A 26,704-nucleotide genomic window follows, 5' to 3' on the forward strand; every position below is an offset into this window, starting at 1 on the left:
GCCTAACGTTTTACGGACTCCGATTGCCGGGGAGAATTGAAAAAAATCTCGACTCCCATGTTTTCTTCGAGAACCCCTCTTGTTACAAGAAGGTCCTTCATAATTCGGATTAATTTTCCGTCTCCCGCCAAAAAAACGTTCACGGGGAGAATGGACGCGTTCAATTCGTCCGTAAAAGAACAAAGACATTCCTCTTCTCGTTTCGGATCGTTGATCTTCGAGATCGGAATCACATTCAAAGAATTGAATTCTTTGGGAAGCCCTTCCCGAATGTCCCGGACCGGAAGAAATTCCGCTTCGCGGGAAACATACCAGATCACGTTCGTGTCCTTCAGTTTTTCCTTCCATCTTTGGGAATGGAGAATCGAAAAGATCGCCGTGATTCCCGTGTCCGTCGCTACGAGAAGGGTTTTTCCCTCCTGAGGCCATCGTGGATTTCCGATAAATTTTCCCCAAGGGCCGGAGAACTCGAGTTCCGCACCGATTGCAAGATTTGGAATATGCAAAGACGCTAATCCTTCTTTTACGGGTTGGATGCAGATCTGGAATTCTCCCTGATACTGATCGGAGGAAAGAATGGAATACGCCCTTTTGATTTCCTTTCCATCCTCGGTTTTAACGCCTGAATTGAAGATGACATACTGACCTCCTAAAAAATCCAGAGGACCGTCCAAGGAAACGAACGTGATCGTAACCGAACCCGCGGTTCTGGCTATGTTTTTGATTCTCGCTTTTTTGGGAGGATTGGCCATATCGCTTAAGCCGGATAAATTTCGTGAACGAAATCGTGCATCTCTTCCAAATCTCGAAAAAGATTTTGAAAACTAAGAAGAGAATTCTTCAGTTCGAGTTCCACTTTTTTGGTGAGAATCAAAAGAGAACGATAATAAGCCATTTTCGGATCGTCCTTTTTCGTTTTGGAAATCATCTCTTCGAGATCGGTTAAGGACGCTTCGTAAAAACGAATCAAGGATTCGAAATCTTTCGCCTCCGCCAGGGAACGGATCGGTCCTGGAGATCGTAAAGCGTCTCCGATCTCCGCACGTTCGTGTTGGATCGTAGCCTCGTCCTTGATTCCGATTACGTTCATCATTCCCAGCCTTAGAGCGGCCACTTCGTGACATGCCATCTTATTCTCCTAAAATTATTGCATGATGTTGTCGACCAGTCTGCTCACGAGACGGTCGTTTAACAGATGTTCGGCGACCAGTTCTTCTGCGTCGCTTTCGTTGACTCTTTGATACCAGATTCCGTCCGGGTAAACCACGACGGTCGGCCCCTCTCCGCATCTTCCCAAACAGGAACTTCTGGAAACGCGGAAGTCCGTTTGTCTTCCGTGTTTTTTGATCGAAGATCGGATCTGATTGATAAGCGAAATGCTTCCCTTGCTCGCGCAGTCCACGTTCTCGCATACGTAAATATGTTTTTTCAGATTTCTATGAGGGAATTCGTGGGGAGCGGCCTGCGTATGAGTTTCCAAATGTCTCATACTCCAGAGAAGAGAATCGAGTCCCCCCACTTTGTTTTTGAGTCCGGGAATGGAAACTCGATATTCGCAATTATCGCAGGGAAGTTTTCCTTTTCCGGATAAGGCGGAGGAAATTCTGTCGTCCAAAATCGGAAACAAAATCGGATCGGGTCCGAAATGTCCGGCCGTGCCGATTTTAATCCAAGGGTATTTTTCGGAGTATTCCTCGGCTATATGAGAAATCTTTTGTATTAGCTTTCCATCAAATAGAAAATAGGGAAGAATCAGGATTCGTTCCGGTCTGAGTTTGACGGACATTTCCAGGCTTTCGGAAAGAAGAGGTTTTGTGATCCCGATAAAACTCGGTTTTACAAAAAGAAAAGAATTCGATTCTTCGAAAAAACGAACCGCCTTGCAGAAATCTCCGTTGGAATCCGCGTCCGAGGCGCCCCGCCCGACCACGATCACTCCGGTTTTGGATTGTATTTCGGTTGGGATTTTTTCCGCGGATCGAATGTTTAAAAGTTTTATAATATTCTCATGTATGTTCAAGGGCATCGAAACTATGAATTCGTGAAACGGGAACTCGATTTTCAAATCCGAAAGAATCAAAGGGATATCGTTTTTTACGTGGCCGGACGCGAATAAAAACAGAGGAAGTATTAGAATTTTAGAATGTGTTTTTGCGAATTGACGAAGGGACGTTTTTAGATCGGGCTCCGCGAGTTCCACGTAACCGATTCTGATTTCGTTTGTGGGACGGGTTTTTGCGTATTCCCGAACAAAGGTTTCGAATTCCATTTTGGAGGAAACTTCTCTGCTTCCGTGCCCTACGATGAGAATTCCGAAGTCCTTCATTCTTTCTAAATCCTTTGTGTTTCCGGTAGGAACGGGACGTCCCGATTTTTGGAAATCGATTTCGAAATCCAAAAACCGATCACGAACCAAAGAGCCAGATTTGAGATCGCGCTTTTGATTCTGAATTCAACGCGCAAAAGATTCGGAGCCGAAGTCGCTGTGGAATGTTCGGGAACTCCGGGCGCCCAAAATAAGAAGATGAAGAGAATTCCGAAAAGAAAAACGAAAGCGATCGCGCTCGAGATTCTCCCTTTGAAAAAACGGTTTCGAATAAAAAACCAAAGAATCAAAACCGAAGAGGACAAGAAGATCGATTGGAGCCACCAGCTTTGTCTGAGTTCGAAGTCTTCTTCGGAGCCGACCACCCCCGGAAGTTGAGGAGGAAGGCCCAAAGAAGGAATCCCATAAAACAAGATAAATCCGATTCCGGAGATCAAAAACGTCGATTTCCATCTGGATTGTAAAAAATCAGATTTGAGTACATTTGTATATTCTAATGTACTCAATCCGATCGCGCTCAAAACCCCGAATGCGAGACCCAAAAGAATACATCCGATCCAAGTCCAAACGTTTCGTTTGAAAATTTCGAAACTTTCGTTCTCTTGGGTCGAGTCCGAACCGACGCGATTCGAATCTTCGTTGGAAACGACGGAAGAAGGATGGTGATGTTTTTTTCCGTGACCGTGCGAATGAAAATGTGTTTTCGCCGAAGCCTCGATCGATCCGGACGTTTTCGAAGCAACCGAAGCGGACGTGGAAGAAACGTTCGCGTTGGTTTCGAATGATTCCGCTTTTAAGATCAACGGCGTTACGAGGAATTGAAGTAGGATTCCGTAAACGACACCGGCAATCAAACCCGCCTTACATCCGGAGACGAGTCTTTGGAAAAAATTCCCCTTCATTTTAATGACAAGGAAAACCGGTGGCGTGTCGTATATCGTGAAACGAAGCGTGAAGTTCCGGCATCGGTTCCAAACCTACGATGTAGATCACGAACAAAGAGACAAACACCAAGGAAACGGTAAGAATCGGATCCAAAGATACGGAAAGACCCTTGCTCGTTTGCGAAGACGTGGATACGGTACGCATAAGAATACTCCTCCTTTCAGAGTAAACTCCAATACAAACAGACTATAAGCGTATCAATCCCTTGAGGGATCTAACGCGTGTTATACGGTAATGTTCTATTTAAGCTACGGATCGCCTTACTTCCGAGGTCGAAACGTATCTTCAGGATTTTCATAGGGTCGTATTCTGACTTGAGATCATCCTACTCGGCATGCCTTCCCAGGTTTATCACCCAGTGACTTAATATGCCTTTCGTCCCTCTTACAGCGGCGGATACCGTGACGGATTCTAACCGTCTTCCCACCGACGTGAAACGTCGATGAATCCCATGAAAATGGACTGTAAATCCAGTCGCATTCGAAACGATTCTTTTGAAAAGAAATTTTTTTAACTCGAATATAAAAACTTTTAAATCGAATTGGAATCGAACGTACTTTAAGAAATCTTTAAGAAACGATGATTCTCCGTTTTTCGAGTTGAAACGGAGTTCCGTACGATCTATGATGAGAATCGTTCGAAGTTTTGGAATTTGTTTGCAGAGTTCTTAAAGGCGCTTCCTAAAAGACAAGTCCATACAACTGAAACCGCTTCTAAGAATCCTGCTTGACCCCGGAAAAAAGAAACTTATACATTTCGCATGTTTTTCTTAGCGCAAGCCCGCCCGATTCTGGTATGGCCGGAATTTTCTTGGATACCGGTCATCAACGGAACCATATTCGTTGCGCTTCTGTTGGTCGCAGGATATTATCTCGAAAAACGTTTTCGGAATTCGATCGAACACCGCGCCGCCTTGAGAGCGAAAATTCTCAAGAAATTGCCGCTAACGTATATGAACGGAAGGGACGTGATTCAGATTCACGCCTTTTTGGATCACGCCGCGATCAGCGTTCTTCAGAAGATCGCCGATTCTCAATCCTGGTTTCAGGAAGTGTTTCTTCCCGAACTCGCGCTTTATCTCGCGCACCAAGGCGAACTCCCCGCTTGGAGAGACGCTCTTATATTCAAAAGATTGCAACATCTCGTTCACGATCTCGGACCTCATCCTAGAAAACTTCTTCCCGCGGTGTTTCTTACGGACGGAGACGAGGCCTTTCCCGGATTTTTACATTCGGGTCCTCCCGGTCCCGACTTCGTTCAGAAAACTCTTCATACGAAGGTGTTCACAAAAAAACTCTATCATTCGTTTCCGGTTTCTACGGGAGACAAACTCCACGTTTTGTTTTCGGGAGAAGACAAAGAATGGATTCGTTTCGACGCGAAGATTCTCAGTTTAAACGGAAATGATATGGGAATTCAAGTCGAGACCGCGCCGGAAAAGGACGCCGAAAAAACGAGGGCTTGGGGCGGAATTCAAATGGGCGGAGTCGGAGGCGCGCAGGAAGAAGTTTCTCTTCCCGACGAGTTTCAAGGAAGTCTTTCCCAAATTCTAAACTATGCGGCGATGGGTTCTTCCGCGACTGCGGAAATACAAAAAAGGGTCCACGCGTTTAAGGAACATCCCGGTCTTGTCCGCAAGGAACACAAACCCGAAGAGATACAAACCTTTATCGAACTTTATTCCGCTTGTTATGCGAGATACAGATCCGATATCTCTCCGATTCCGAAAGCGGTTCTTTTGTTCTTATACTTTTTTTATATGGACGAGAATCTTCTTTCTCCGGCGAGAATCGTTCAACTCTACGGAACCTTGGAAAAGATCAGAAGTTATTCTCAGGAACCGTATCCTTCCAATCACAAACTCGCGGTTTATTTTCTGCCGGAATGGTTGGGTCTCATTCTTTCCGGAAAAAAAACTCCTTCCAGAAATCATCTCGCACAATCCTACGAACAAGTCAGAGCGTCGATGGTTCGTAAAACCGGAACGGACGAATACGCGGGCGATAGCGGGATCGAGGATCTGCTTCATCTTCTCGATTGGGAGTTAAGCAATCTGTTATACAACGGACTCATCGGAGTTTCCGCGAATCCGAATCTCGCGTATCCGATTTTATCCGAGGATCAGATGTACGGGGAAACCGACGCGTTTCTTGTGACGCCCGAAAAGTTGAACGCGGTCGTGGATCACGTACATAAAATCGATAAACATCTTTTTTACAGACAGATCTCCTTCGAACCCGAACAAACTCCGGGCAAACCCGAACTCGCGATGAAAGAGGTCGCGCCCGATTGTATCATTCTTCCCGTGTTCGGAAGCAGAGGAGTTCTTTGGCAGGAGATCACGTCGGGCCTTATGTCGAGAGGACGTCTTGTGTTTCCGCAGGTGTTGAACGAAAACATGACTCTTGCGATCACGAGAACGTTAGGCGAGTTTCGATGGGAAATCGAAAGAACCGTTCGAGGAAGAAAATGGAAGGATTCTTCCCCGCCCTCTTTGACATCGGAATACTATTTGTATCTGGAGAATTTTCGCAAGTCCCCCGCACTCACTCCGGACGCGAAAAAAAACATCGATCAACAACTTGTGAAGTATCGAAAGAATTTGAAGGATATGTTCGCATCCGATTATTCGTATTGGATTTTGTTCGAGTCTTCCGGCAAACTCAGACTCAACCGCGTATCGCGGGATATTCTGAATCGTTACGTGCCTTTTTCGCCGCAACTGCGCGCCGAACTACAGAAGAATCCGATCCTCAAGGAATCGATGGATTCTTTCGAGGCGAGAAAACGAAGACTGGTTTCGGGAATCAAAAAAAGATACAATCCGTATTTTCAGGCCGGAAACGTTCCTGTGGAAGTTTTGGAGACGATCCAGTTTTTCGAGGAAATGTAGGAATCGAACGTAAGAATATTATAATAATCTTTCGAACGTCGAAATACGCCAGTCCTTGGTTACGAAAAACTTGGACTGACACGCGGGACAACCGTAGTTCCCGGAAGTTTGTACTTTCAAAAGATGAAAACAAACCGGACAATTTACGAGCACCGGAGAATTCTCCTGAAAGGAAGAATCCTCGTTTTGATCGGAGGCGATTAAGTGGGATTTTGCGGAATCCCGATCGGAAAAAACCGGAATTTCCTTTCCTTCTTGCGCAGAAATTTCGATCCCGCTTGGTACGGAACAAATCGCGAATTTGGATTGTGGAAACCGTTCCGGAAGTCGGTTTAATATCGAAGCGCCTTCTAACGTAACCGATTCGAGTCCGCTCGCATCCAAAAGAATTTTGCGGGGAGAATCCGGAAGTTCCTCCAACTTGGAAAGAAGCGCTTCTCCCAATTTAAAGTCCAGATCTCCTTGGAGGTTGATGATAATTTCTTTCAAGGTGTCCCGATAATAGAACCGATTTATTCTCCTATTGGAGTGGGGCAAGAAAAGAATTTCTGCAACACATTTTTCGATTCGTTTAAAAATCGGGCCGATCCGTTTCAAAAAGATTGGACTTTTGGGAACAAGCGGATTTTATTTCCTACATGCTCGGTCAGTGGAATCGAAGAATGTGGATCTTCCCTTTGGATCTGCTCTTCATGGGAATTTCTTTCTTTTTGGCGCATTGGATCCGTTTTGAATCCTTCGTTTTTTTGGCGTCTCCGGAAAGATTTTTCACGTCTCTCATCATCGTAATCACCGTGAGGGCCGGGGTTTTTATTCTCTCCGACATCTATCGATCGATCTGGGCCTACGCTTCGATCCACGATCTTGTGGAAATCATCAAGGTTACGCTTCTTTCTTCCCTGATTTCGACCACCGCGCTTTTATTTTACAATCGTTTCGAACAGCTCTCGAGAATGGTTCCCGTTTTGGACACCCTTCTTCTCTTAAGCTTTCTTTGTATCCGCAGTTTTTCCTGGAGAGTGTTCCGCGATCAATACATTCTCAAGAAGTCGAGAGAGGAAGGACTTCCTACCTTGATTCTCGGAGCCGGAAAAGTAGGAGCTACTTTACTTTCGGAGATCCGTAGACACAACGAACTAAAACTGAACCCGGTCGGTTTCTTGGACGACAACGTTCAAAAGATCGGAGCGCATATCCAAGGGGTTCCGATTCTTGCCAAGATCGATCAAGCCGAACAGATGATCCATCAGTTCGGAGTGAAGCAGGTTATCATTGCGATCACCAATCCCGACGGGAAGTTGATCAGCCGTTTGATCCGTTCCTTTGAAAGTACGGATGTGAAGTTCAAAATTCTTCCTTCGCTCGGTTCTTTGTTTTTCGATTCTCCGAAGTTGAATCAACTCCGCGAAGTTCAGGTGGAAGACCTTTTGGGTCGTCCGGTTGTGGACTTGGAAATCGAATCGATTCGTTCTTATCTAAAAGGTAAATCCATTCTTGTCACCGGCGCGGGTGGTTCGATCGGAAGCGAACTTTGCAGACAAGTCGCGGTCTTTGAACCTTCTAGAATCCTTCTTTTGGATTCCGCCGAAACGCCGTTATACGAAATCGAATACGAACTCAAGAAAAAACTGCAGGGTCAGAATGTGGAACTCGTTCCGATCGTCGCGGACATCAAAAATCTTTCCAGAGTCAGTTCGATCTTCGAAAAACATTCTCCGCAAGTCGTGTTTCATTCGGCGGCTTACAAACACGTTCCGATGATGGAAGTCAATCCTACCGAAGCGGTGATGAATAACGTTCTCGGAACGAAAAACATCGCGGACATTTCCAGACTTTCCGGCGTGGAACGATTCGTTTTGATCTCCACGGACAAGGCGGTCAATCCGGTCAACATCATGGGCGCATCCAAACGCGCGGCCGAATTATATCTGCAACATATCTCGAGAGAAACCAGAACCAAGTTCATCACGGTTCGTTTCGGGAACGTTCTCGGTTCCAACGGTTCGGTGATTCCCCGTTTCCGCGAGCAGATCGCAAACGGGGGACCGGTTACCGTCACACATCCCGACGTTATACGCTACTTCATGACGATTCCCGAAGCGACACAACTCGTGTTGCAGGCCGGAAGTATGGGAGAACGCGGAGAGATTTTTATTCTCGAGATGGGAGAACCCGTTAAGATTTTAAATCTCGCCGAAGAAATGATTCGTCTCTGCGGACTCAGGCCGCACGTCGATATTCCGATTCAATTCACCGGACTTAGACCGGGAGAAAAGTTGTTCGAAGAACTTCTTCTCGATTTGGAAGGAATCAAAAAAACGCATCATCCTAAGATCAAGATCGCCGCTCCTCTGGAGAATCAGGAACCGACCACCTTCGTCGCAAGGTTCAACGAACTTCTGAACGCGGGAAGAACGAACAAGGACAAGGACATCTTTCTTGCGTTTAAGGCCTTGGTTCCCGAATACAAGATCCACGGCGATTATCTCAACGAAGCCAACGCGGGCATCGTAGATCAGCAAAACCTGAAGAATGGATAAACAGAATCTGAAAGAGGAAATTCTGACTCTCAGAAAGTTCAAACGTTCTTTGTTCGATCTTTACTGGGACCAGTTCGGAACCTTCTACTTACACGCGCTTCCCCATCCGCAATTGGTCATCGGCAAACGCGGGTTAGTCGGAGACGAAAAAGAATCCGGAATCGTTCTCGTATTCAGTCCCAAAGGCGGGGTTCGCAATTTGGACGCCGGGGAAGAATGGATCTACGCCGAACTTCAATTCGGTTACACCTGGGAAGAGGTTTTTATTCCCTGGGATTGTATATTACGTTATTTTGATAAAACACAACAAACATTGACGAACATGAAGGTTTTTACGACGGAACCGGAGATATTCAAAAAGGATTCTCCTTCCGCCGAGAAGACGGTTTCAACAGAGAAAAAAGAGGGTGATACGAAGGACGACAAGTCCAACGTAATTCAAGTGGATTTTGGGAGTAAATCGAAACAATGAGCCAGAATAAATTCAAATGGTTTGTACTTGGGGATTTGGACGGATTTTTCGGTCTGATGATCGACAATCTGATTCAGATTCTCGTTCTTTCTTTTTTGCTGACCACGCTCTGTGGTGTTCCGGGTGACTTCGTGTATAAGGTCATTCTTCCGGGGACGGCAATTTCTCTTCTACTCGGGAATCTTTTCTATTCCTGGCAGGCGCATCGTCTTGCAGTTAGGGAGAATCGAACCGACGTCACCGCTCTTCCGTACGGAATCAATACGGTTTCGTTGTTCGCGTTCGTTTTCTTTATTATACTTCCCGTATATAAGAAAACCGGCGATTACAAAACCGCGTGGCAGGTCGGACTCGTTGCGAGTTTTCTTTCCGGTCTGATCGAGATGGGCGGTTCCTTTATCGCGGAAAAGATCCGTAAGGTCACTCCCCGCGCCGCGCTTCTTTCCTCTTTGGCGGGGATCGCAATTACGTTTATCTCGATGGACTTTTTGGTTCGTACGTTTCAGAATCCGTTGATCGCATTCTTACCTTTCGGAGTGATTCTGCTTCAGTATTTCGCTCGGGTCGTGTTTCCGTTTCGTTTGCCGGGCGGTCTCGTTTCCGTCGTGTTGGGAACCATTCTCGCTTGGTCCCAAGGCGTTTGGGGAAATCCGATGATGGATGCGGCCTTGCTCAAAGGTTCTTCTAGTCAGATCGGTTTTTATTTTCCGGTGCTTGCGATCGGGGATTTGTTTTCGGCTCTCGGGTCCGCGAACATCGGCGAATATCTCGCGGTCGTGATTCCGATGGGAATTTTCAACGTGATCGGTTCTTTGCAGAACATCGAATCCGCGGAAGCTTCGGGAGATTCTTTCAACACAAGAGATTCTCTTTTGGCGAACGGTGTCGGAACCGTTGTCGGTTCTTTTTTCGGTTCTCCATTTCCTACGACGATCTACATCGGTCATCCGGGTTGGAAGGCGCTCGGTGCAAGAGCGGGTTATTCCACTCTGAACGGAGTGTTTATGACGGTCGTCGCGCTCTTCGGTCTTCTTGCGTTCATCCAAGCCTTGATTCCGGTCGAAGCCGGAATGGCGATCGTTCTTTGGATCGGAATCGTGATCGGTTCTCAAGCGTTTGAAGCGACTCCTTCCAGACACGCACCCGCCGTCGTGATCGGAACCTTGCCTGCGCTTGCGGGTTGGGGAGTTTTGCTCGTTCAATCCACGTTCAATTATGTGGATCGTTCGGTCGCGGGAGTTCTCGAGAATGCGGGCGTGAAAGAAACCGCACATCTTTGGATGTCCGACGTTCCTCTGGCGCTTCCATTCTTACCGTACCCTCTCGGAGGATTGTTGAGTTTGTCGCAAGGGTTTTTGATTTCCTCGATGATCTGGTCTTCGATCGCTGTTTTTGTAATCGATCGGGATTTTAAAAAAGCTTTGATCACTTGTTTGATCGCGGCAGTTCTTTCCGCGACCGGATTTATCCACGGATTCTCTTTGAGAGGAAACGATATTCTCAATCAGTTCGATGTCGGTTTAAATTCTTTCGTAGTCGCGTATGCGTTGCTCGGAGTTTTATTCTTGCTCGCTTCTTTTTTTAGAAAGGAACCAAGAAAAGTTTAAAAAAACTCAGCGCAAAAAGGGTTCCCGGGTTAAAAAAAACTCAATGCAAAAGAGTTCCCGGGTTAAAAAAAACTCAATGCAAAAGAGTTCCCGGGTTAAAAAAAACTCAATGCAAAAGAGTTCCCGGGTTAAAAAAAACTCAATGCAAATGCTCCCTATGGGTCGCATTTGCAGGTCTAAAACCGTGAAATAGATAGATCGACTCTTGATTTCAGTAGTAGTATATATAGAGAAGTTATAGGAGAAACCAAAATGTGGTTTAAACGAATTGGGTTGTTTTTGCTGACCAATATTCTCGTGGTCGTAACGATTTCCATCATTACGAGCGTGTTGGGAATCGGTCCGTATCTGGACGCAAACGGAATCAATCTGAGTTCCCTGCTCGTGTTCTGTTTCCTTTGGGGAATGGGCGGCGCTTTCGTATCTTTGCTTTTATCCAAGTTCATGGCGAAGATGATGATGGGAGTGCAGATCATCGATCCTAGATCCGCGTCCGGAGTCGAAAGAGAATTGTATTCCAGAGTGGAAAGACTCGCAAGAGCCGCGAATCTTCCGATGCCCGAAGTGGGAATCTATCATTCTCCCGAAGTCAACGCGTTTGCGACCGGACCTTCCAAGTCCAGTTCTCTTGTAGCCGTTTCCAGCGGTTTGTTGCAAGTGATGGACAACGCGGAAGTGGAAGGAGTTCTCGCGCACGAGTTGGCCCACGTCGCCAACGGAGACATGGTGACCATGACTTTGGTGCAGGGAGTTGTTAACGCTTTTGTAATGTTCTTTTCGAGAATCATCAGTTACGCGCTCAGCACGATGGTGAAGGAAGACCTTCAATACACGGTTCGTCTTGTGGCGAATATCGTGCTCAGTATTCTCTTCAGCATTCTCGGATCGATCGTGGTCGCGTATTTCTCCAGAACCAGGGAATACCGTGCGGACGCGGGCGGTGCGAAACTTGCGGGACGTCAGAATATGATCGCCGCTCTTGAAAAACTGAGACGCACATTCGACGCACCCGAAGACGAAAGAGGCGGAGACGCTCTTGCTACGATGAAAATTTCCGGTCATAGCAAATGGATGGCCTTGTTTTCGACACATCCACCTTTGGAAGCGAGAATCGCCGCTCTGAAGAATTCCGGTTACTAAGAATCGTTTCAACGGAACTTTCAAAATAAGCCCGGTTTTGCCGGGCTTTTCCTTATTCGGAATAAAAAAGAATTGTTTGAATTGTCTCGGATTTTTTGAATAGAACCCGTAAATTAAAAATCCTGGGACGTAAAACCTAGATGTCTATTGTTAAATCCAAAATCAGAACCATTCCCGATTACCCGAAACCGGGAATTTTGTTTCGCGATATTACTTCACTCTTACTCGATCCCGAAGGACTTGCTCTTACGATCGGAACCTTCGTAAACCGTTACCAAGGCAAGGGAATCACAAAGGTCGCCGGAATTGAAGCCAGAGGTTTTCTCACCGGAGCTCCGCTCGCGTTCCAACTCGGCGTGGGTTTTATTCCCATCCGTAAAAAAGGAAAACTTCCTTCCGAGACCGTGTCGGAAGAATACGATTTAGAATACGGAAAAGACGTGATCGAAATTCACAAAGACGCGGTCCAACCGGGAGATAGAATTCTTCTGATGGACGATTTGATCGCGACCGGCGGAACGATGATCGCCGCTGTGAAATTACTCAGAAAACTCGGAGCCGAAGTCTACGAAGCCGGAGTCATCATCGATCTTCCGGATTTGGGCGGCGGTAAAAAACTTCAGGAAGAATTGAAGGTTCCGATTTTCGCGATCTGCGAGTTCGAAGGACATTAGAAAATTCTAAAATTAGAATATTCTTTTTGGAGGGCCCATTGACGGCTAAACTATCCGGTTTTTTTGGAATTTGGATTCAAAGAAGTTTGAAACTCGTTACTCCGGTTGTTTCGATCGCGCTGATTTTGATCGCGCGTTTCGAAATTCAGGCCGTCGAAAGCCCTCTTCCCTTCGACGAACTCCGAAAGGGAGTCGTTCAAATCAGGGTTTATTCCCAAGCGGTGAACCCCTTTTCCCCCTGGACCACCGATCCGGTGAGAGCCAGTTCGGGAACCGGTTTTTTAATCGGAAATAAAAGAATTCTTACCAACGCGCACGTCGTTTCCAACGCGAAGTTCGTTCAGGTTCAACGTTACAATCAAACGGAATGGTACAGCGTTAAAATTCTTCACTTGGCGCATGACTGCGATTTGGCGGTGCTCGAAGCGGAGAGCGCGGATTTTTATAAGGACTCGAGAGATCTTCAGCTCGGAGAGATTCCCGAACTCAATTCTCCCTTGATCGTGGTCGGTTATCCGATCGGAGGAAACAAGGTTTCCGTTACGAGAGGGATCGTATCGAGAAAGGATCAATCGGTTTATTCCCATTCTGCGGTCGACAGTCATTTGGTTTTACAAGTCGACGCCGCGATCAATCCGGGTAACTCGGGCGGTCCTGCGATTCAGGACGACAAGGTGGTCGGAGTCGCGTTTCAAGTCGCGACCAAAGGGGAGAATATCGGTTATCTGATCCCCACCAACGTTATACGCCATTTCCTCACGGATATTGAGGACGGAAAATACGACGGTTACGTCGAACTCGGAGTGAGAACCCTCAATTCGTTTAACGTTTCTTTGAGAAAAGCGAAAGGAATTCCGGATCATCTCGAAGGAGTTTTCGTTTCTAGAATTTTGAAAAACGGTTCCGCGGAAAATTTTCTAAAAGAAGGAGATTTTCTTACGGAGATCGACGGCTTTCCGATCGGAAAAAACGGAACCGTGATGCAGGATAAGGACGCAAGGGTGGACTTCGTCGAGGTTGTGGATAACAAACACGCGGGAGATAAGATCTCCTTTAAGTTGTATCGAAACGGCAAGGAGATATCCGTTTCCTTTCCGGCGCGTCGTATGCCCGATTTTGACTTTATGAGAAATCAATACGATAAACCGTATCCGTTCGAGATGATCGGAGGTCTTCTTTTTCAGGAGATGTCCCGGGATCTCATCACGAGTTGGAGCCGAGGCGGAAACACTTCCGGGGGAAGCCAGCTCTTATACAGATTTTTTTATTTCATAGAAGACGGTCTCAATCGGAACAAAAGAACGGACGTCGTCTTATACCGCAAACTTTCTCATCCGGTGAATTCTTCCTCGGATTATTTCGTAAATCTCGTTTTGGAATCGGTAAACGGAATTCCCGTTTCCGAACTGAGCGATCTTCAGAAAATTCTCAAGGAATCCAAGGATAAGTATCTGCGTCTGAAGTTTTTGGACGTTCAGGTTCCGCTCGTTTTGAACCGCGAAGAGGCCGAAAAAGCGGACGAAAAAATCCGCAAAACATACGGTCTGGAATAGTTAAGGAAAATTGAATGTTTAAATCCAGGATCATACTCGTATTCTTACTCGTCCTTTTTGCGCCGACTTTCGCGGTTTCCGCGGAAGTTTCCCCCAAGGAAAAAACGGATCTTCTTCTCATTAAAAAAAAATCTTCTAAAACGAAGGATCAACCGAAGGGCAAAAAAGAATCCAACAAAAACGAAACTTCTTCCGAGGAAAAGACGGAAACCCCCGCTCGTTCGAAAAGCCATCAGGAACTCTATCATAAAAGTATAGTTCAGATCAAGGTTACGTTTCAAGAACCGGAATACCACCAACCTTGGAAGAAAAAAAATCCGAGGGTTCGCAGAGGAGTCGGAGTCGTAACCGAAGGCAATCGGATTCTCATCCCCTATTCTCTTTTGCCCGACGCCACATTGGTCGAGGTCAAAAAATATTCTTCGTATTCGGAAATGAAAGCAGTCGTGTTTCGTCAAGATCCCGAATCCAATCTCGCTCTTCTTCGGGTGGAAAAGAAAAATTTCTTCGACGATCTGGTTCCTCTCGAATTTTCACCCGTCTCGGTTTTTCCGAAACAGGCCAACGTATATCAACTCGATAACTCCGGTTCGATTCAAGCGACCGCGATTTCTCTGTTGAGTATGGACATGGATCAAATGCCTCTCGGGCAAGTGGAACTTCCGGTCGTGGACGTAAGTTCGAGCGAAGGTCTGAACGGTTTCGGCGAGGTCGTCATCGAAAACGGAAAAGTGTCCGGTCTTCTGTACGATTTCACTTCCGGAAAAAATTCGGGAAGAATCATTCCTTCTTTTATCATTCAAAAATTCTTAAATACTCCCGGAACGAACGTGTTCGGTTATAAGGGATTTCGTTTTCGTCCGATCACGGACGGTTCCGTTAAAAAATACTACGGAATGGAAGAATCGGATTCTGGCATTCTCGTCGCGGACGTGATTCCCGGCTCCTCCGCGAGCGGGGTTTTGAAATTGGAGGACGTCATCCTTGAGTTCGGCGGAAAAAACGTGGACTCGAAGGGTTATATCAATCATCCGTTGTATGGTAAACAAGTTCTTTCCTTCTTGGCGCACGCGGGCGACGCGTTCGGTTATTCGTTGGGAAAGGAAATTCCGATTCTTGTTTTGAGGGATAAGAAGAAGATCAATCTCAATATGAAGCTGAAACCCTTCCCTCATTCCGCAGTTCGTATTCCGTTTAAAAACATTCCCGCTTCCAACGACTTTGCGGTCGAAGGCGGTTTTGTTTTTCTCGAACTTTCGGAAGCCCTTTTGGAAGAATGGGGAAAGGATTGGAGATCCAGAGTCGATCGTAAACTTCTCTATCTTTACGACTATTCCAAGTTTCACGAGAAAGAAGGAGACGAAGGCAAGATCGTTCTTTTGTCCCAGGTGCTTCCGGACGAATCGAACAACGGGTTTCACGATTTGAGTTTTAAGATCGTGGAAAAAATCGACGGAAAGGAAGTGAAGTCGGTTCAGGATCTAAGAAAGAATATCCGCGAAGGAAAATCCGATTTCGCATTAATTTCTTTGGACGACGGAACGGAAATCGCTTTGGACAGAGGCAAACTCGGCGAGATCAACGATCGAATCTATAAAAGTTATAAGATTCGATTCTCCCAAAACGGAAACTGAATCCCGCGCGCGCCGGAGTTTGTGCGGGTGCGTGCGCTTTACTTTCGGATTTTATTTCCAGATTTCGTACGGCAAGGTCGAGGAGATAAACGCGAGTTTAAACAAAAACAAGAAGAATATACTTCCTACTACGATCCAAAACGCGCCGTCGCGGATTTCATCGTCCTTCAATTTCCAAAAGATCAAAAACGCGATCGAGACCGTGAACATTCTCGAGACGTTCTCGTACGAGGACCAATACAACACATAACCCGCGGAAAAAACCGAAAACAAAACCATAAAGAACGAAAGTCTTTCCGCGATTCCCCGTTTCCAATTTCCGCTTCCGAAAACGAACAAACCCGCGAGGAATAAAAGAAAGATCGGAACCCTCGAAAACTTCTTTGCAAAAAGAGTAAGACCGGTTTCAAAATCCGGAACATTCAAAAAGGAGAATATTCCAAGTTCGTTGATTTCTTTCCAATATCCGATAAAACCGTCCAACGGAGCGAAAAAATCCGTGAACCTCGCCGGAGACCAGCTCGGAAACTGAATTCTTAAAAACAGCGCCCACAAAAAGGGCAATAACAACGTCGAAAGAATTCGAATCGAATGTTTGAAGTTTCGATCCAAGAGGGATCCGATTCCCAACGGAAAAAGAAGAAAGAACGCTTGTTCCTTGACGAGAATGGAAAGTCCTCCGCATACGGAAAACCAAATCCATTTTTCCTTTTGATACAGCCAAAACGTAAGAACCAAAAATCCGGCGAGGACCGCGTCGCTGACCAAGAGCGCATAACTTCCCAGGAAGAACGGAGAGAAAAGATAAAAGCTCGAATAGATCCTATATTTTTCACCGCAGAGATCGCGAAGCAAAAACCAAGAAATCAAAACGGCTGCGAGATTTAGAAAATACATTCCGAAAACGGTTCCCCAGGCTCCGCCGAAGATTCCAAAAACGGAAACCAAAAGAGGATAACCGATTCTCGGCGCTCTTATGTTTTCTTCGAATCCTTTCGGCCAGTTTAAACCGATGTCGCTTAACATTCTTGAGTAATAATAAAAGATCTGTCCGTCGTAACCGGCTCCCAAGTCGCCCGGTCGACCCAAAAACACGACCGCGCCCTTCGGAGTTTGTTCGGGGTTTTGTGTCACGAACTGCATTCCGAAGTTGACCTGCGAACTGGGATTCCAGTCGTATTTTTTCCAGATCAAAATCGAAGCAAGAGCGTATAACGTAAAGAATAAGGGAAGAATCAGCAGAGGATTCTCGAACGCTGATCGAATTTTCGAAACGAACAAACCCGATCCTTCGGTTTTCATTCTTTTTGTTCCGATTTCCGTCGAGGATCGTTTAAAAATTTCAAGATGACTTCCGCATAAAGGGACGAGCCTCGTTTAGCCGCGTTGTATGTGAGGTGATGCGGGTCCAAGAAGGATTTTTTATCGGGGATCGCGTCTTTGAGATCGTAAAAGCCGAAATTCTCCCCTTGATGAGAATTCAAAAAATCCAGATAACCCTTATACCAGTTTCCATTTTTATAATATTTACTTTCGATCGGATTTTCGGGAGAATTGACGACGATCAACTTGATTCCGTTCGCTTTAAATTTTTGGATCGTGCGATTCAGAAACTCGATTTCGGACCAAGTGAAGTAAGGAGAATTCCCGAGAATCTCCTTGTTCTTTTGGACTTTTTTCAATCGATTGAGAGCGCCTTCGTTTTCGGGATTGTAGTAAAGACGTTTTTCGTAATCTTTTAGATAGTCTTCGTCGGACATCGTTTCTACTCGATCGTCGTCCACGCCGTGGATTCTTTCGTAGGAAATGTTCGTACGAATTTCGTTGCGGCAAAAATTCTGAGTCAGACGAATTCCGTATGTGGCGGGAATCCCGAAAATTCTCGCGTCCACTTCGTCCGAACTCGTGGTAGGCGATACGGTGAAACGCAAATTTACGAACTTCGTTTTTTCTCCGTTCTCGTTTTGGAATTCGATCTCCAACGGTTTCCAGCCCGGTTTGGAATATGTTTCTTCATGCAAAAGAAGAGAAGACATGTCCCGTTTGTCCTCGGGGATGTTCGAAGCGAGTTCTTCGATCGCGACTTTGATCCCGGGCTTTTGTACGAAAATTTCTTCGGATAACTTTCCGTTTTTGAGTTCGCATTCGATCGTAAATTGCGGAGGCGTCCATCCTCTTAAGAAGATTCCCTCTTTCGGCATCGCGCCGGTGTAATAGTGATAGGAACGCATGGTTCTCGTATGATGTTCCATGTATTCGGTCCAAGGATCGTATAAGAAATTTCTAAAACGATTGAGAAGAATCAGCGCCTTCGCGAGTTGAGAGAAGAATTCTCCCTTGGTGTAATTTCTCCAGTGGTCCGCGAGGAAGTCCCCCGGGAAAATAAAACGATTCTGATGACGGACCTTGTAGTCCTTCATTCTCGCAGCCTCGTCGAAACTCGCGGAAGAAGATTCCGTTTTTTGAATATAATCTAATTGTAAATCGGCCGGGTTCAATACGTATACGACCAACTCCGGTTTTTTCGAAAGAATATCGTCCGAATAATAATAAAAATCAGTGGGTGATAAGGCTGGATGAGAATAGAATTCGGCTCTGAACTTTTGGGCGTCTTTCGTTTCGGATTCGCGGATTTCCTTTTCGATTTGTCGGGGATATGCGGAATAAAGTGCGACGCTACTTCCCGTTACGAGAATTCCTTTTTCGTCGGTTCCGAATTTTATGTTTCTGCGTTTGTGAAGAAAGTTATACCAGGGAGACGTGTCCCATTCGAGTTCGTTCGGAAATTCGAACAACGCGATCGGAAACAGGATTCGATCGATAAAGATAAATCCCAATAAAAGAAGAAGAGAAATCCAGATTGTTTTGAGTTTAAGTTTAGATTCGGAATTCATTTTGCCTTGGAATTACAGTCGGAGCAGGTTCCATAGAGAATGATCTCATGGGTGTCCACGGTAAATCCTTTCGGACTTTTGTCCAGAGGAAACGGACAGATCTCTATGTCATAGACCCGATCGCATTTTTTGCAGTGAAAGTGGTGATGGTGGTGTAAATGGCTCGCTTCAAAGCGGGAAGATTCTCCCGGTAAATGGATCTCGTTGATCGCTCCGGTTTCCATGAGATGATTGACGGCTCTGTAAACCGTGGCGATTCCCAAGTTGTCCAAGTTCTTTCGGGAAAGTTCGTAGATTTCCTTGATCGATAAGGGGCCTTTGGCGGCTTCGAGGACTTTTAGAATTTCCCCTTTTTGTTTCGTGTTTCTGAGGGTCGCTTTTTTATCTTCCACTTTCATTCGAAGAATTGGCTCCGCGGGAGCCCTCTTAATTCTCAATTCCCTCGCTTGTCCATGTCAATTCAATAAACACGGGTGTGGGAACTCCCACAATTCGAGCCGTATGAGTTCCCACAAAATCGGAAAACCGTCCCGAAGCCGCCCTACTGAATTCCCCGAATTGTATGAGTTCCTACATTTTCCCAGAACACGACCTTTTCATAAAAATAAGTTTGATTCTCAGTATCAATTCGAAAGAATTGTCACAGTATTGTCAGGAGATACGCAATGAATTTAGCAACCATCCTTCGGGAAGGAACGTCCGAAGAACACAAAGCTGCCGAAAGTTCCGCCTTCATCCGTTGTTTTATGAAGGGAGTTTTAGAAAAAGGGACCTACGCAAGACATCTGGAAGCATTCTACTTTGTTTACGAGGCAATGGAAGAAGAATTGGAACGCAACGCGGACAACGCGGTTCTGAAATCGATTCACTTTCCGGGACTTTATCGTAAGAACGCACTTTTAGAGGACCTTCAATTCTTTTACGGAAGTTGGAACCCGGCCGATCACAAACCGACTGCGGCGACACAAACCTACTTGGAAAGAATCCGTAAAATTTCAAAATCGCATCCGGAACTTTTAGCGGCTCATTCTTACGTTCGTTATTTGGGAGATCTTTCCGGCGGACAAATCTTGAAAAAGGTCGCCGCAAGAGCTCTCTCCTTGCCGGAAGGAAAAGGAATTTCTTTCTACGAATTTCCGGCCATCGAGGACATCAACGGGTTCAAACAGAATTATCGTTCGGCTCTGGATTCTCTTCCGGTAAACGAAGAACAAAAACAGGCCATCCTCTCGGAGTCCAAACAAGTCTTTCTATTGAATCAGGGAATTTTTTCCGAACTGGAACAGGACTTAATCTCCGCGATCGGTAAGGAAGCCTACGATGCGGTTCTCGGAAAAGGCTGATTTGAAAAAATCGGCTTACTTCTTACCGGCGGCCGTCTTCTTGGCGATGCTTCCGGTAACGATGATCGTACCGGTATTTAAGGAAATCGTAAAGGACAGATTTCAATCGGGCAACGGAGAAGTTGCCTGGTTTCTGAGCGTGGCGATGCTCGGATCTTTTTTCTTTTCACCGATTGCCGGTTTTCTTTCGGATTATTTCGGAACCCGCAAAAAGATCATCATACTTTTCTGCGGAATTGACGCTATGTTTTTGAGTCTTCTTCCTTACGCAGAGAATCTTCCCACGTTGTTGTTCTTACGATTTTTGGAAGGAGGAGCGCACGTATTCGTAATCGGTTTGCTTTTGGCTTCCGTCGCGGACGTAGAACACGGAGAATCCAAACGTAAATTCGGAAACGGAGCCTTGATGGGTTTGTCCGGAATGCTTCTTTCCTTGGGAGGAGCGGTCGGAGTTTCTCTCGGCTTTTTAGGAAGACAGGATCCCACTCTTCCGTTTAAGATCGGTTCCGGAATTCTTCTTTTTCTTGCGTTCGTTGTGTATCGATTCGTGCCGGAAGAAAAGTTCACCAACTCAAAAAAACATTCTTGGAAAGAATCCGGAATTTTATTCTTAACACATCCGCTTCTTTTATTCCCGCTTGCGTTTCAGTTTTTGGATCGTTTCACTTCGGGTTACTTTATGAGTTCTCTCAATCTTCGTCTCAGGGAAGAATTCTCCCTCAACCCTTCCGAAACGGGAAGAATGTTGTCTCTCGTCTTTTTACCGATGGCTCTTTTGTCTTATCCGGCGATTCGTCTTTCCAAAAAAACGGGAAAGTATTTTCCGGTTGCGATCGGTTCTTTGATCTACGGAATTTCCTTGAGTTTTTCCGGTTTGTTTCAATCGGTCGCGTGGATCGGCGTTTCTCTTTTGTTTTGCGGATTGGGCGCGGGTTTGATGTTTGCGACTTCTTTGCGACTCGCCTCTTCTCTTTGTACAAGGGAGAATAACGGACTCGTGATGGCGGGTTTGACCGGTTTCGGTTCTTTGGGATTTTTTTTAGGTCCGATTTCTTCCGTGGGTCTGGATCGAATTTCCGCGTCCACGGCTTCGGTCTTCGGTTCTTCCCTGACCGCGGTCGTATTCGGACTCGCTCAGATTTTGATCGTGCTCGTGAGCGTTCCCTTTTACAAAATCTTAAACAAAAAAGAAACGTAATGTTGTAGCAGTTCCGACGGTTTTTCGGTAAAGCTTGCGCGCCCGCCCTGCGGCGATCCATAGAAAGTGCGCGCCGCGTTTTTCGGAGGCGGGTTCGTGGGAAGAAAATTCAGGAGATCGCGTTCTATCAGAAAATCATAATATTGCGAGCAAATATTTGTGTTACGATTTTGTAGGAACCCCCACGGTATCTTCAAATAAGAAAGAACACATACGATTCCGGCTTCAAAACTGCGCGGAGAATCCGCCATAATAAAATCTCGGTCTCGTAGGATTGTAAGCCAACTCGTATTGATTCAACACGTTGTCCACGCCTACGAACAAACCGAAATGTTTATCGAAGAATTTTTGTTCCATTCTTATGTTGATGATCGTAAACGGTTTTCCGTAGGTCACCGGAGGATTTTCGTTTAACTTCACTTCGGTGGGAATATAATCCTGTCCCGCCGCCGAAAGGTTGTTTGTCGAACTGTAAAACGGCCTTTTGTCCAAATGTTTTCCCCGAAGATTGAACTGAAACCCGGAAGGAGAATTGTAGATGAAGTTCGCGGAGGCTTGATGCAAAGCCCTTCCTTCCAAAGGACGATTGGTGGTTTCGTCCCTCGTGTCGGTATGATTGTAACCGAGTTCCAGAGTGAAATGTTTTAAGAATCGATACTGAACTCCGAATTCTCCGCCCCGTGTATAAGCCTTTGCGATGTTTTGAAGTTGGAACTCCGCGAATTCTCTGCCTTTATTCGAATCGAACTTATACTGGATGAGATTGATGATATCGTTTCTGTATAGACTGAAAGAGAACGTCAAAAAACTGAAAGGACTGTATTCCAAATCGGAGTTGATCGTGATAGATTTTTCCGGTCTTAGATTCGGATTTCCTTCGACTACGTAACCGACGGCTGGATTTTCAAAACGAAGATACAATTCTTGAAAACTCGGAGGACGAAATCCTCTTCCGTAACTCGCTCTCCAAACCAGGTTTTGAAGGATATCATAACGCGCCGCGAGTTTGGGAGTGGTCTGATTTCCGAACTGGGAATCGTCGTCGTATCGAACGCCCGGGATCACTCGAATCCGAGGAGAACGCGAAATCGTCCATTCGTCTTGAAAGAAAGCGGCTTTGCGGGTTCTATAAACATAACGATTTTGTAATCGATCGGATTCCAATTCGTTCGCAAAAGATTCCGCACCCATCGTGATGAAGTGTTTATCCGAGGCTTCCATGTCCAACTGAACGGTTCCTTGAGAAGTGAGTTCCGCGTTCAATTGTTTTACGTCGAGTTCGTCCGAACCCCTTTGATTGTTGTAATACTTGTTTTCCCATTTGGAAATATTTCCGCGAAAGGAGAGCAGGTTTCTTTTTCCGAAACCGTATTCCAGGGAACCGGTCGCAAGAAAGTCGTGCGTTTTGTTGTTTCGATCGAACACTGCCTTCGACTGAGTCACGTCGACCCCGTTTTGATCCCTGTGTTGATAGAGAATTCTCGTCTTACCCTTGAACTTACCGTCGGGGTTGAAGGTTAGATTCATCCCCGCGTTCAAATCCTGATACGCGTTACCGGTCGTCGCTTGAGAATCCGGAACGAGTCTATAACCCGGATTTTTATTGTAACCTGCGGAAACCGCGCCGCTCACCATTTCGTTTCGAAATCCCATGTTGGCGGTGGTGTTGAATTCTCCCTCGGTGTTGAAGTTCTTTCTGCTTCCGTTTCCGTATGTGGTTCTCATCTCGTAGCTGAGTTTTTTATCCGCTTCTCTTGTGATGAGATTGATCACGCCGCCGATCGCGTCGGCTCCGTATAACGCCGATGAGGCGCCTTTTACGATTTCGATTCTTTCCAGGTTTTGAACCTTAAAACGGCTGAGATCCACCGCGTTGTTCAGACGACCGGAAATTCTTTCCCCGTCGATGAGAATCAAAACATATTGAGAATCGAGTCCCAACATCCGAACTCGGGAACCTCCGAAAAAAGGAACCACGTCGATTCCGAGTTGGGTTTCCAAAACTTCCGCGGCGTTTCTCGCACCGCTCGCTTCGATTTTCTTTCGGGAGATGACCTCGGTCGCGACCGTGGAATCTTTGAGTCTTCTTTCACCGCGAGAACCGGTGACTACGATTTGGGAATCTTCGGGCGCGAGAGTTTGACCGATTTGCGCATTCGTACTGGAACCGGTTTGTATGTTGGAGCCGTTTTGGTTTTGGTTCGGACCGTTTCCGTTTTCCTTTTTTGGGGGATCCGTGATCGTGTTGTTATCTTTCGTAGTATTCGTGTTAGGCGATTCATTCCCGCCCGTTTTGATTTCCGTTTTTGTCTTTTCCTCTTGCGCTTGGATCGGAACGCAGAAAAGAATCAGGAAAAGAATCTGAATCGTCTTGAGTTGAAAGGATCGATAGAGTGAAAAATACATCGGATTAGTAAGGGATTTGTTTCCATTTTACGGTGGGATAAGCCGAGGTTCCTTCCGCGCTGTAATAACCCGTAACTTGAAAAAGATAGTATTCGTTTCCCGTATTGGAACGTATTACGAAAATCTTATTGTTCGGTTGCAGGAAAGCTAACGTATAATTGAACCATTTGTTGAGGACGTCGCTTCCCACATAATTCGTTTGAACTCCGCCCGCGGCGACTTCGGAAACGTTCGTATCCGGCAAGAAGAATGCGTTTGTACAACCCAATGCCGACGAAGTACTTGCGGACGCGGCGTTAAAATCGGTGAGAAGCGGGTTGGTCATACAAGCGCCGCCGGAACCTCCGGGATGCGTCAAACCGCCGTTCGTCTGTAGTTTGAATCTTTGAAAACCCACATCCCAACCGCCCGCGCTGTCGGCGGCGAAAACCTGAGCCTTGTTTGCAAAACTGAATTTGATCCACACGTCATACGAAACCGCGCGTACCTTGGTCGTAAAGGAGCCGTCCCCGTTCGGGTCCGTGGAAAGAATTTTGGAATTGTTCGCTTCTTCGATTTGTTTTTGAAGCGCAAGAATGGATTGTCGAAACGCCAATTCTCCCTCGTCGATCGCGGGATGTTGTCTCGCGCAGGATAAGAAGAATAAAATCCCGAACCCAATCCACGTTCGTTTCCAAAGCGGTTTGAAGTTCGGGATGGAATCCATTTTAAATCGAGTCAACTCTGAGCGTTATTGGAGTTGGAACGTAGTAGTCGGAGGCTCGGCCGTTCTGCTTGCAAGATAAAACACGAAGTAATAATCTCCGCCCTTCGTCGCGTTCAAAGTGTATGTATAAGGACCGTCACTCGCAACCGAACCGTATTGACCTTCGCTTGTGGTCGTGTATGTGGAACGAGTCGTATCATACGCCGAATCGGTAAGTGGACAGGAAGAAGTGTTGTAAACCAGAGGAGCGTTTACGTTTCCTGCGGTTCCTTCGTCGAAATCCGCAACGTTACGTCCGGTAAAAACTATCTTGAGTCCATTGGTCGCGCCGGTAACTTTTACGGCGGCAATCGAGTGATTCACGAACGGAACTTTTCCGTAAACGAGTGTTTGCACGGAAGTTGTCGCGGTCATTGCGGGAAGTCCTGACACTCTTCCGCCTACGGTTGCGGAACAGTTATAGTTGGAAACCAAACCCGCCAAAAGCAGAATCGGATCGATATCTTCCTTTTCGTCTTTTTTACAGGTTAAAAATAAACCAAGGATTAGGCCCAGAATTACTGCCGTTTTTGCATACTTTCGGATGTTTCTCATAATTACTCCTTTCTATAGATAGGGTCATCTTGAAAATATGAAGATGAGAGTCAAACTCAAAATCAAAAATATATAAACTGAAACCGGAAATTTATATCCAACTTCTGGAACGTTATTCTCCTTTGAAGTCGTTTTTTATTTTGGAAATTGGTTTCTATTTCTTGAGTCTCGGTTTCCAATCGTTCTTAGAATGAATCAGAATCGATCGCTTCCGTTTCGAGTTTGGATCGTCAGCGCGTTTGCACTTTGGATTTTTTCCTGTTCATATTTGGAAAAGGAACCGGTCTCGGGTGGCATTCCCGTTTATTCCAAAGAAGGAAAAATTCTCAGATACTATCCGTATCAAATTCGTTGGATCGGTTTTGACGAAAGCGAGTTTCCCGATACGGCGAGATTGGTCGACTTTCGCAATTTGGTTTCCTTGGAAATTCTGCATCCTCAGTTTGAGAATTTGGAGGAACTGAGTTCTCTCAAGACGATCGGCTTTTTAAACGTAAACGGAACCAAGGTGAAGAATCTTTCCGCTCTGAACCAACTCCCCGCGTTACACAGTCTTTATCTCAACGAGACCGCCGTGGACGAAAAGGATCTGAAACAATATTCCAATGTGGAGAATCTTACGAAACTCGGTCTGTATAAAACCAAGATCAAGGATCTTTCCTTTATCGGATTCGAATGTAAACTCAGACAACTCGATATACGAAACACCGAAGTTTCCAGTTTGGAGCCGATTTCGATTTGTAAGAATCTTTTGGAACTCAGAATCGGACATACGAACGTAAAGGAAATCCGTCATATCTACGAAATGAAGGATCTGCGTTATCTGGAATGGTCCGGATTAAAACTTTCCAAGGAAGAGTTGGACTGGATCCGCGAACGACTTCCCTATCTCAAGCTCGTTCCAATGCACACAAGTTCTTTATAATATTCTAATTTATCAATATGTGAGAGGGCCCGATTCTCCGGGATTGCTGTATAAAAGAATATCGCCTTTTTCCACGGGAATTCCTTCCGCGGTCACCTGCCCCGTCGTTTCGATCGTTTCCAAGGCTCGCACCGGATATCGTTTTCCATTCTCCTTTTCCAAAACGATGGAAGCGTTTTTTCGAACTCTGGAAAGTCTGAGTCCCCAAACCTCCAAGATCGTTCCTCCGCTTTCCAAAACGAGCGCGCTGATGCGGCTCGGTTCCGAAGAAGCCGCCTTGCGATACACCGCGATCGGATTCCCCGGAATAAAATCCGGCGAGATCGAAATTCGGTTCGGTTCGTTCGATTCTATCCGAAAGGAAAGATGATCGCAATCGTAGGCTCGCACCAAGGCCCAGCGGTTTCCGGATTCTCGGTTCGTAAAGACGCGGCAGGATTCGGGAACCAATTCCAACCCACGGCTCGCGGGTTTTACGATTCCTTCGATTCTGGTTTCTTCCCGATTTTTACTCAACGTAACGCTCAACTGTGTGAAAAGAAATTTCGTCTGTTTGCGGGTCGTATCCAGAAACAATTGTCTTACGAAATAACCCTCTTCCAGTTTTTGAATCTTAGAATAGTATTCGCCGGACAACACGGGCAGAAAGGGTTTTGAGGAAAGATTTTCCGTTCTTTCGTTTCCTAAGGAACAGTAACGAACGGAGATCGTCGAAATCGATACAATACAAAACGTAAAAAATGAGCGTAGAAAACGGGTTTTACGGTTGAACTTAGGAAAGTTTTTATTCAATGTTGATTGCTCCTGATTTACGGGGCAAAGATCCTGACAACATACGGGGGCAAGAAAGAATC

Annotated in this window: 24 protein-coding genes and 1 riboswitch; of the genes, 11 read left to right on the top strand and 13 right to left on the bottom strand. The window is 45.9% G+C overall.

Annotated elements, in window-relative coordinates:
• Positions 1-2: 2 nt before the first annotated feature.
• The 5 genes from LEP1GSC052_RS00445 to LEP1GSC052_RS00465 are packed head-to-tail and all read right to left on the bottom strand — an operon-like array spanning position 3 to position 3,415.
• The gene (locus tag LEP1GSC052_RS00445) at positions 3-752 is read right to left on the bottom strand and encodes an FAD-dependent oxidoreductase (protein ID WP_010572470.1); all 750 of its coding nucleotides are present in this window, start codon (positions 750-752) and stop codon (positions 3-5) included.
• 5 nt (positions 753-757) lie between these two features.
• Positions 758-1,129 carry a DUF3209 family protein gene (locus tag LEP1GSC052_RS00450; RefSeq protein WP_010572469.1) on the bottom strand — a complete coding sequence of 124 codons (372 nt, stop codon included), beginning with the start codon at positions 1,127-1,129 and terminating at the stop codon, positions 758-760.
• 15 nt (positions 1,130-1,144) lie between these two features.
• On the bottom strand, positions 1,145-2,326 hold the full coding sequence (locus tag LEP1GSC052_RS00455) for a CbiX/SirB N-terminal domain-containing protein (protein WP_010572468.1): 1,182 nt from the start codon (positions 2,324-2,326) through the stop codon (positions 1,145-1,147).
• Positions 2,327-2,331: 5 nt separating this feature from the next.
• The gene (locus LEP1GSC052_RS00460) at positions 2,332-3,228 is read right to left on the bottom strand and encodes a CbtA family protein (protein ID WP_010572467.1); all 897 of its coding nucleotides are present in this window, start codon (positions 3,226-3,228) and stop codon (positions 2,332-2,334) included.
• Between the two features lies 1 nt (position 3,229).
• Positions 3,230-3,415, bottom strand: a complete 186-nt coding sequence (locus tag LEP1GSC052_RS00465) for a CbtB domain-containing protein (protein WP_010572466.1) — start codon at positions 3,413-3,415, stop codon at positions 3,230-3,232.
• 138 nt (positions 3,416-3,553) lie between these two features.
• Positions 3,554-3,739, bottom strand: a riboswitch (cobalamin riboswitch).
• 292 nt (positions 3,740-4,031) lie between these two features.
• On the opposite strand from LEP1GSC052_RS00465, the gene LEP1GSC052_RS00470 reads away from it, so the two are divergent.
• On the top strand, positions 4,032-6,164 hold the full coding sequence (locus tag LEP1GSC052_RS00470) for a hypothetical protein (protein WP_010572465.1): 2,133 nt from the start codon (positions 4,032-4,034) through the stop codon (positions 6,162-6,164).
• Positions 6,165-6,182: 18 nt separating this feature from the next.
• Here the strand turns inward: LEP1GSC052_RS00470 and LEP1GSC052_RS00475 are convergent, their stop codons facing one another.
• Complete coding sequence (locus tag LEP1GSC052_RS00475; RefSeq protein ID WP_020985361.1) at positions 6,183-6,653, bottom strand: STAS domain-containing protein; 471 nt, start codon at positions 6,651-6,653, stop codon at positions 6,183-6,185.
• A 149-nt stretch (positions 6,654-6,802) separates the two neighbouring features.
• Here LEP1GSC052_RS00475 and LEP1GSC052_RS00480 point away from each other — a divergent pair, with 149 nt between their 5' ends.
• The 7 genes from LEP1GSC052_RS00480 to LEP1GSC052_RS00510 all read left to right on the top strand — a co-directional run bounded on the left by LEP1GSC052_RS00480 (position 6,803) and on the right by LEP1GSC052_RS00510 (position 15,784).
• On the top strand, positions 6,803-8,704 hold the full coding sequence (locus tag LEP1GSC052_RS00480) for a polysaccharide biosynthesis protein (RefSeq protein ID WP_040912670.1): 1,902 nt from the start codon (positions 6,803-6,805) through the stop codon (positions 8,702-8,704).
• Positions 8,697-9,176, top strand: coding sequence for a ClpXP protease specificity-enhancing factor SspB (locus LEP1GSC052_RS00485; protein WP_010572462.1), 480 nt, complete (start codon positions 8,697-8,699; stop codon positions 9,174-9,176). Before LEP1GSC052_RS00480 ends, LEP1GSC052_RS00485 begins: the two co-directional genes overlap by 8 nt.
• Complete coding sequence (locus LEP1GSC052_RS00490; RefSeq protein WP_010572461.1) at positions 9,173-10,783, top strand: permease; 1,611 nt, start codon at positions 9,173-9,175, stop codon at positions 10,781-10,783. Before LEP1GSC052_RS00485 ends, LEP1GSC052_RS00490 begins: the two co-directional genes overlap by 4 nt.
• Positions 10,784-11,035: 252 nt before the next feature.
• Positions 11,036-11,923: a protease HtpX gene (gene htpX / locus LEP1GSC052_RS00495; RefSeq protein WP_010572460.1), complete on the top strand. Its 888-nt coding sequence runs from the start codon at positions 11,036-11,038 to the stop codon at positions 11,921-11,923.
• Positions 11,924-12,063: 140 nt separating this feature from the next.
• Positions 12,064-12,597: an adenine phosphoribosyltransferase gene (locus LEP1GSC052_RS00500; protein WP_010572459.1), complete on the top strand. Its 534-nt coding sequence runs from the start codon at positions 12,064-12,066 to the stop codon at positions 12,595-12,597.
• Positions 12,598-12,683: 86 nt separating this feature from the next.
• Entirely contained in the window at positions 12,684-14,150 is a 1,467-nt protein-coding gene (locus tag LEP1GSC052_RS00505) for a S1C family serine protease (RefSeq protein ID WP_370739508.1), read from the top strand.
• Between the two features lie 14 nt (positions 14,151-14,164).
• Complete coding sequence (locus LEP1GSC052_RS00510; protein ID WP_020985403.1) at positions 14,165-15,784, top strand: PDZ domain-containing protein; 1,620 nt, start codon at positions 14,165-14,167, stop codon at positions 15,782-15,784.
• Positions 15,785-15,835: 51 nt separating this feature from the next.
• Here LEP1GSC052_RS00510 and LEP1GSC052_RS00515 read toward each other — a convergent pair whose 3' ends face one another.
• Genes LEP1GSC052_RS00515 through LEP1GSC052_RS00525 form a run of 3 tightly spaced genes read right to left on the bottom strand, consistent with a single transcriptional unit; the run spans position 15,836 to position 19,070 of the window.
• Positions 15,836-17,086 carry an AZOBR_p60025 family cell surface glycopolymer formation protein gene (locus tag LEP1GSC052_RS00515; protein WP_010572456.1) on the bottom strand — a complete coding sequence of 417 codons (1,251 nt, stop codon included), beginning with the start codon at positions 17,084-17,086 and terminating at the stop codon, positions 15,836-15,838.
• Positions 17,083-18,678: a hypothetical protein gene (locus tag LEP1GSC052_RS00520; RefSeq protein WP_010572455.1), complete on the bottom strand. Its 1,596-nt coding sequence runs from the start codon at positions 18,676-18,678 to the stop codon at positions 17,083-17,085. Before LEP1GSC052_RS00520 ends, LEP1GSC052_RS00515 begins: the two co-directional genes overlap by 4 nt.
• A complete protein-coding gene (locus tag LEP1GSC052_RS00525; RefSeq protein WP_040912672.1) occupies positions 18,675-19,070 on the bottom strand; it encodes a Fur family transcriptional regulator in 396 nt (131 codons plus the stop codon). The genes LEP1GSC052_RS00520 and LEP1GSC052_RS00525 overlap by 4 nt, the downstream gene beginning before the upstream one ends.
• A 273-nt stretch (positions 19,071-19,343) precedes the next feature.
• Here LEP1GSC052_RS00525 and LEP1GSC052_RS00530 point away from each other — a divergent pair, with 273 nt between their 5' ends.
• A complete protein-coding gene (locus LEP1GSC052_RS00530; protein WP_010572453.1) occupies positions 19,344-20,021 on the top strand; it encodes a biliverdin-producing heme oxygenase in 678 nt (225 codons plus the stop codon).
• A complete protein-coding gene (locus LEP1GSC052_RS00535) occupies positions 19,999-21,219 on the top strand; it encodes an MFS transporter (RefSeq protein ID WP_156892082.1) in 1,221 nt (406 codons plus the stop codon). Before LEP1GSC052_RS00530 ends, LEP1GSC052_RS00535 begins: the two co-directional genes overlap by 23 nt.
• Before the next feature lie 225 nt (positions 21,220-21,444).
• Here the strand turns inward: LEP1GSC052_RS00535 and LEP1GSC052_RS00545 are convergent, their stop codons facing one another.
• The 3 genes from LEP1GSC052_RS00545 to LEP1GSC052_RS00555 are packed head-to-tail and all read right to left on the bottom strand — an operon-like array spanning position 21,445 to position 24,925.
• Positions 21,445-23,625: a TonB-dependent receptor plug domain-containing protein gene (locus LEP1GSC052_RS00545; RefSeq protein ID WP_010572451.1), complete on the bottom strand. Its 2,181-nt coding sequence runs from the start codon at positions 23,623-23,625 to the stop codon at positions 21,445-21,447.
• A 4-nt stretch (positions 23,626-23,629) separates the two neighbouring features.
• The gene (locus LEP1GSC052_RS00550) at positions 23,630-24,331 is read right to left on the bottom strand and encodes an HmuY family protein (protein WP_010572450.1); all 702 of its coding nucleotides are present in this window, start codon (positions 24,329-24,331) and stop codon (positions 23,630-23,632) included.
• Between the two features lie 24 nt (positions 24,332-24,355).
• A complete protein-coding gene (locus LEP1GSC052_RS00555) occupies positions 24,356-24,925 on the bottom strand; it encodes an LIC20153 family lipoprotein (RefSeq protein ID WP_010572449.1) in 570 nt (189 codons plus the stop codon).
• Positions 24,926-25,115: 190 nt separating this feature from the next.
• On the opposite strand from LEP1GSC052_RS00555, the gene LEP1GSC052_RS00560 reads away from it, so the two are divergent.
• Positions 25,116-25,850 carry a leucine-rich repeat domain-containing protein gene (locus LEP1GSC052_RS00560; RefSeq protein WP_010572448.1) on the top strand — a complete coding sequence of 245 codons (735 nt, stop codon included), beginning with the start codon at positions 25,116-25,118 and terminating at the stop codon, positions 25,848-25,850.
• A gap of 12 nt (positions 25,851-25,862) precedes the next feature.
• Here the strand turns inward: LEP1GSC052_RS00560 and LEP1GSC052_RS00565 are convergent, their stop codons facing one another.
• Complete coding sequence (locus tag LEP1GSC052_RS00565) at positions 25,863-26,576, bottom strand: hypothetical protein (RefSeq protein WP_051185345.1); 714 nt, start codon at positions 26,574-26,576, stop codon at positions 25,863-25,865.
• Positions 26,577-26,704 lie beyond the last annotated feature (128 nt).

It is taken from the genome of Leptospira kmetyi serovar Malaysia str. Bejo-Iso9, from assembly GCF_000243735.2.
GTDB lineage: Bacteria > Spirochaetota > Leptospiria > Leptospirales > Leptospiraceae > Leptospira > Leptospira kmetyi.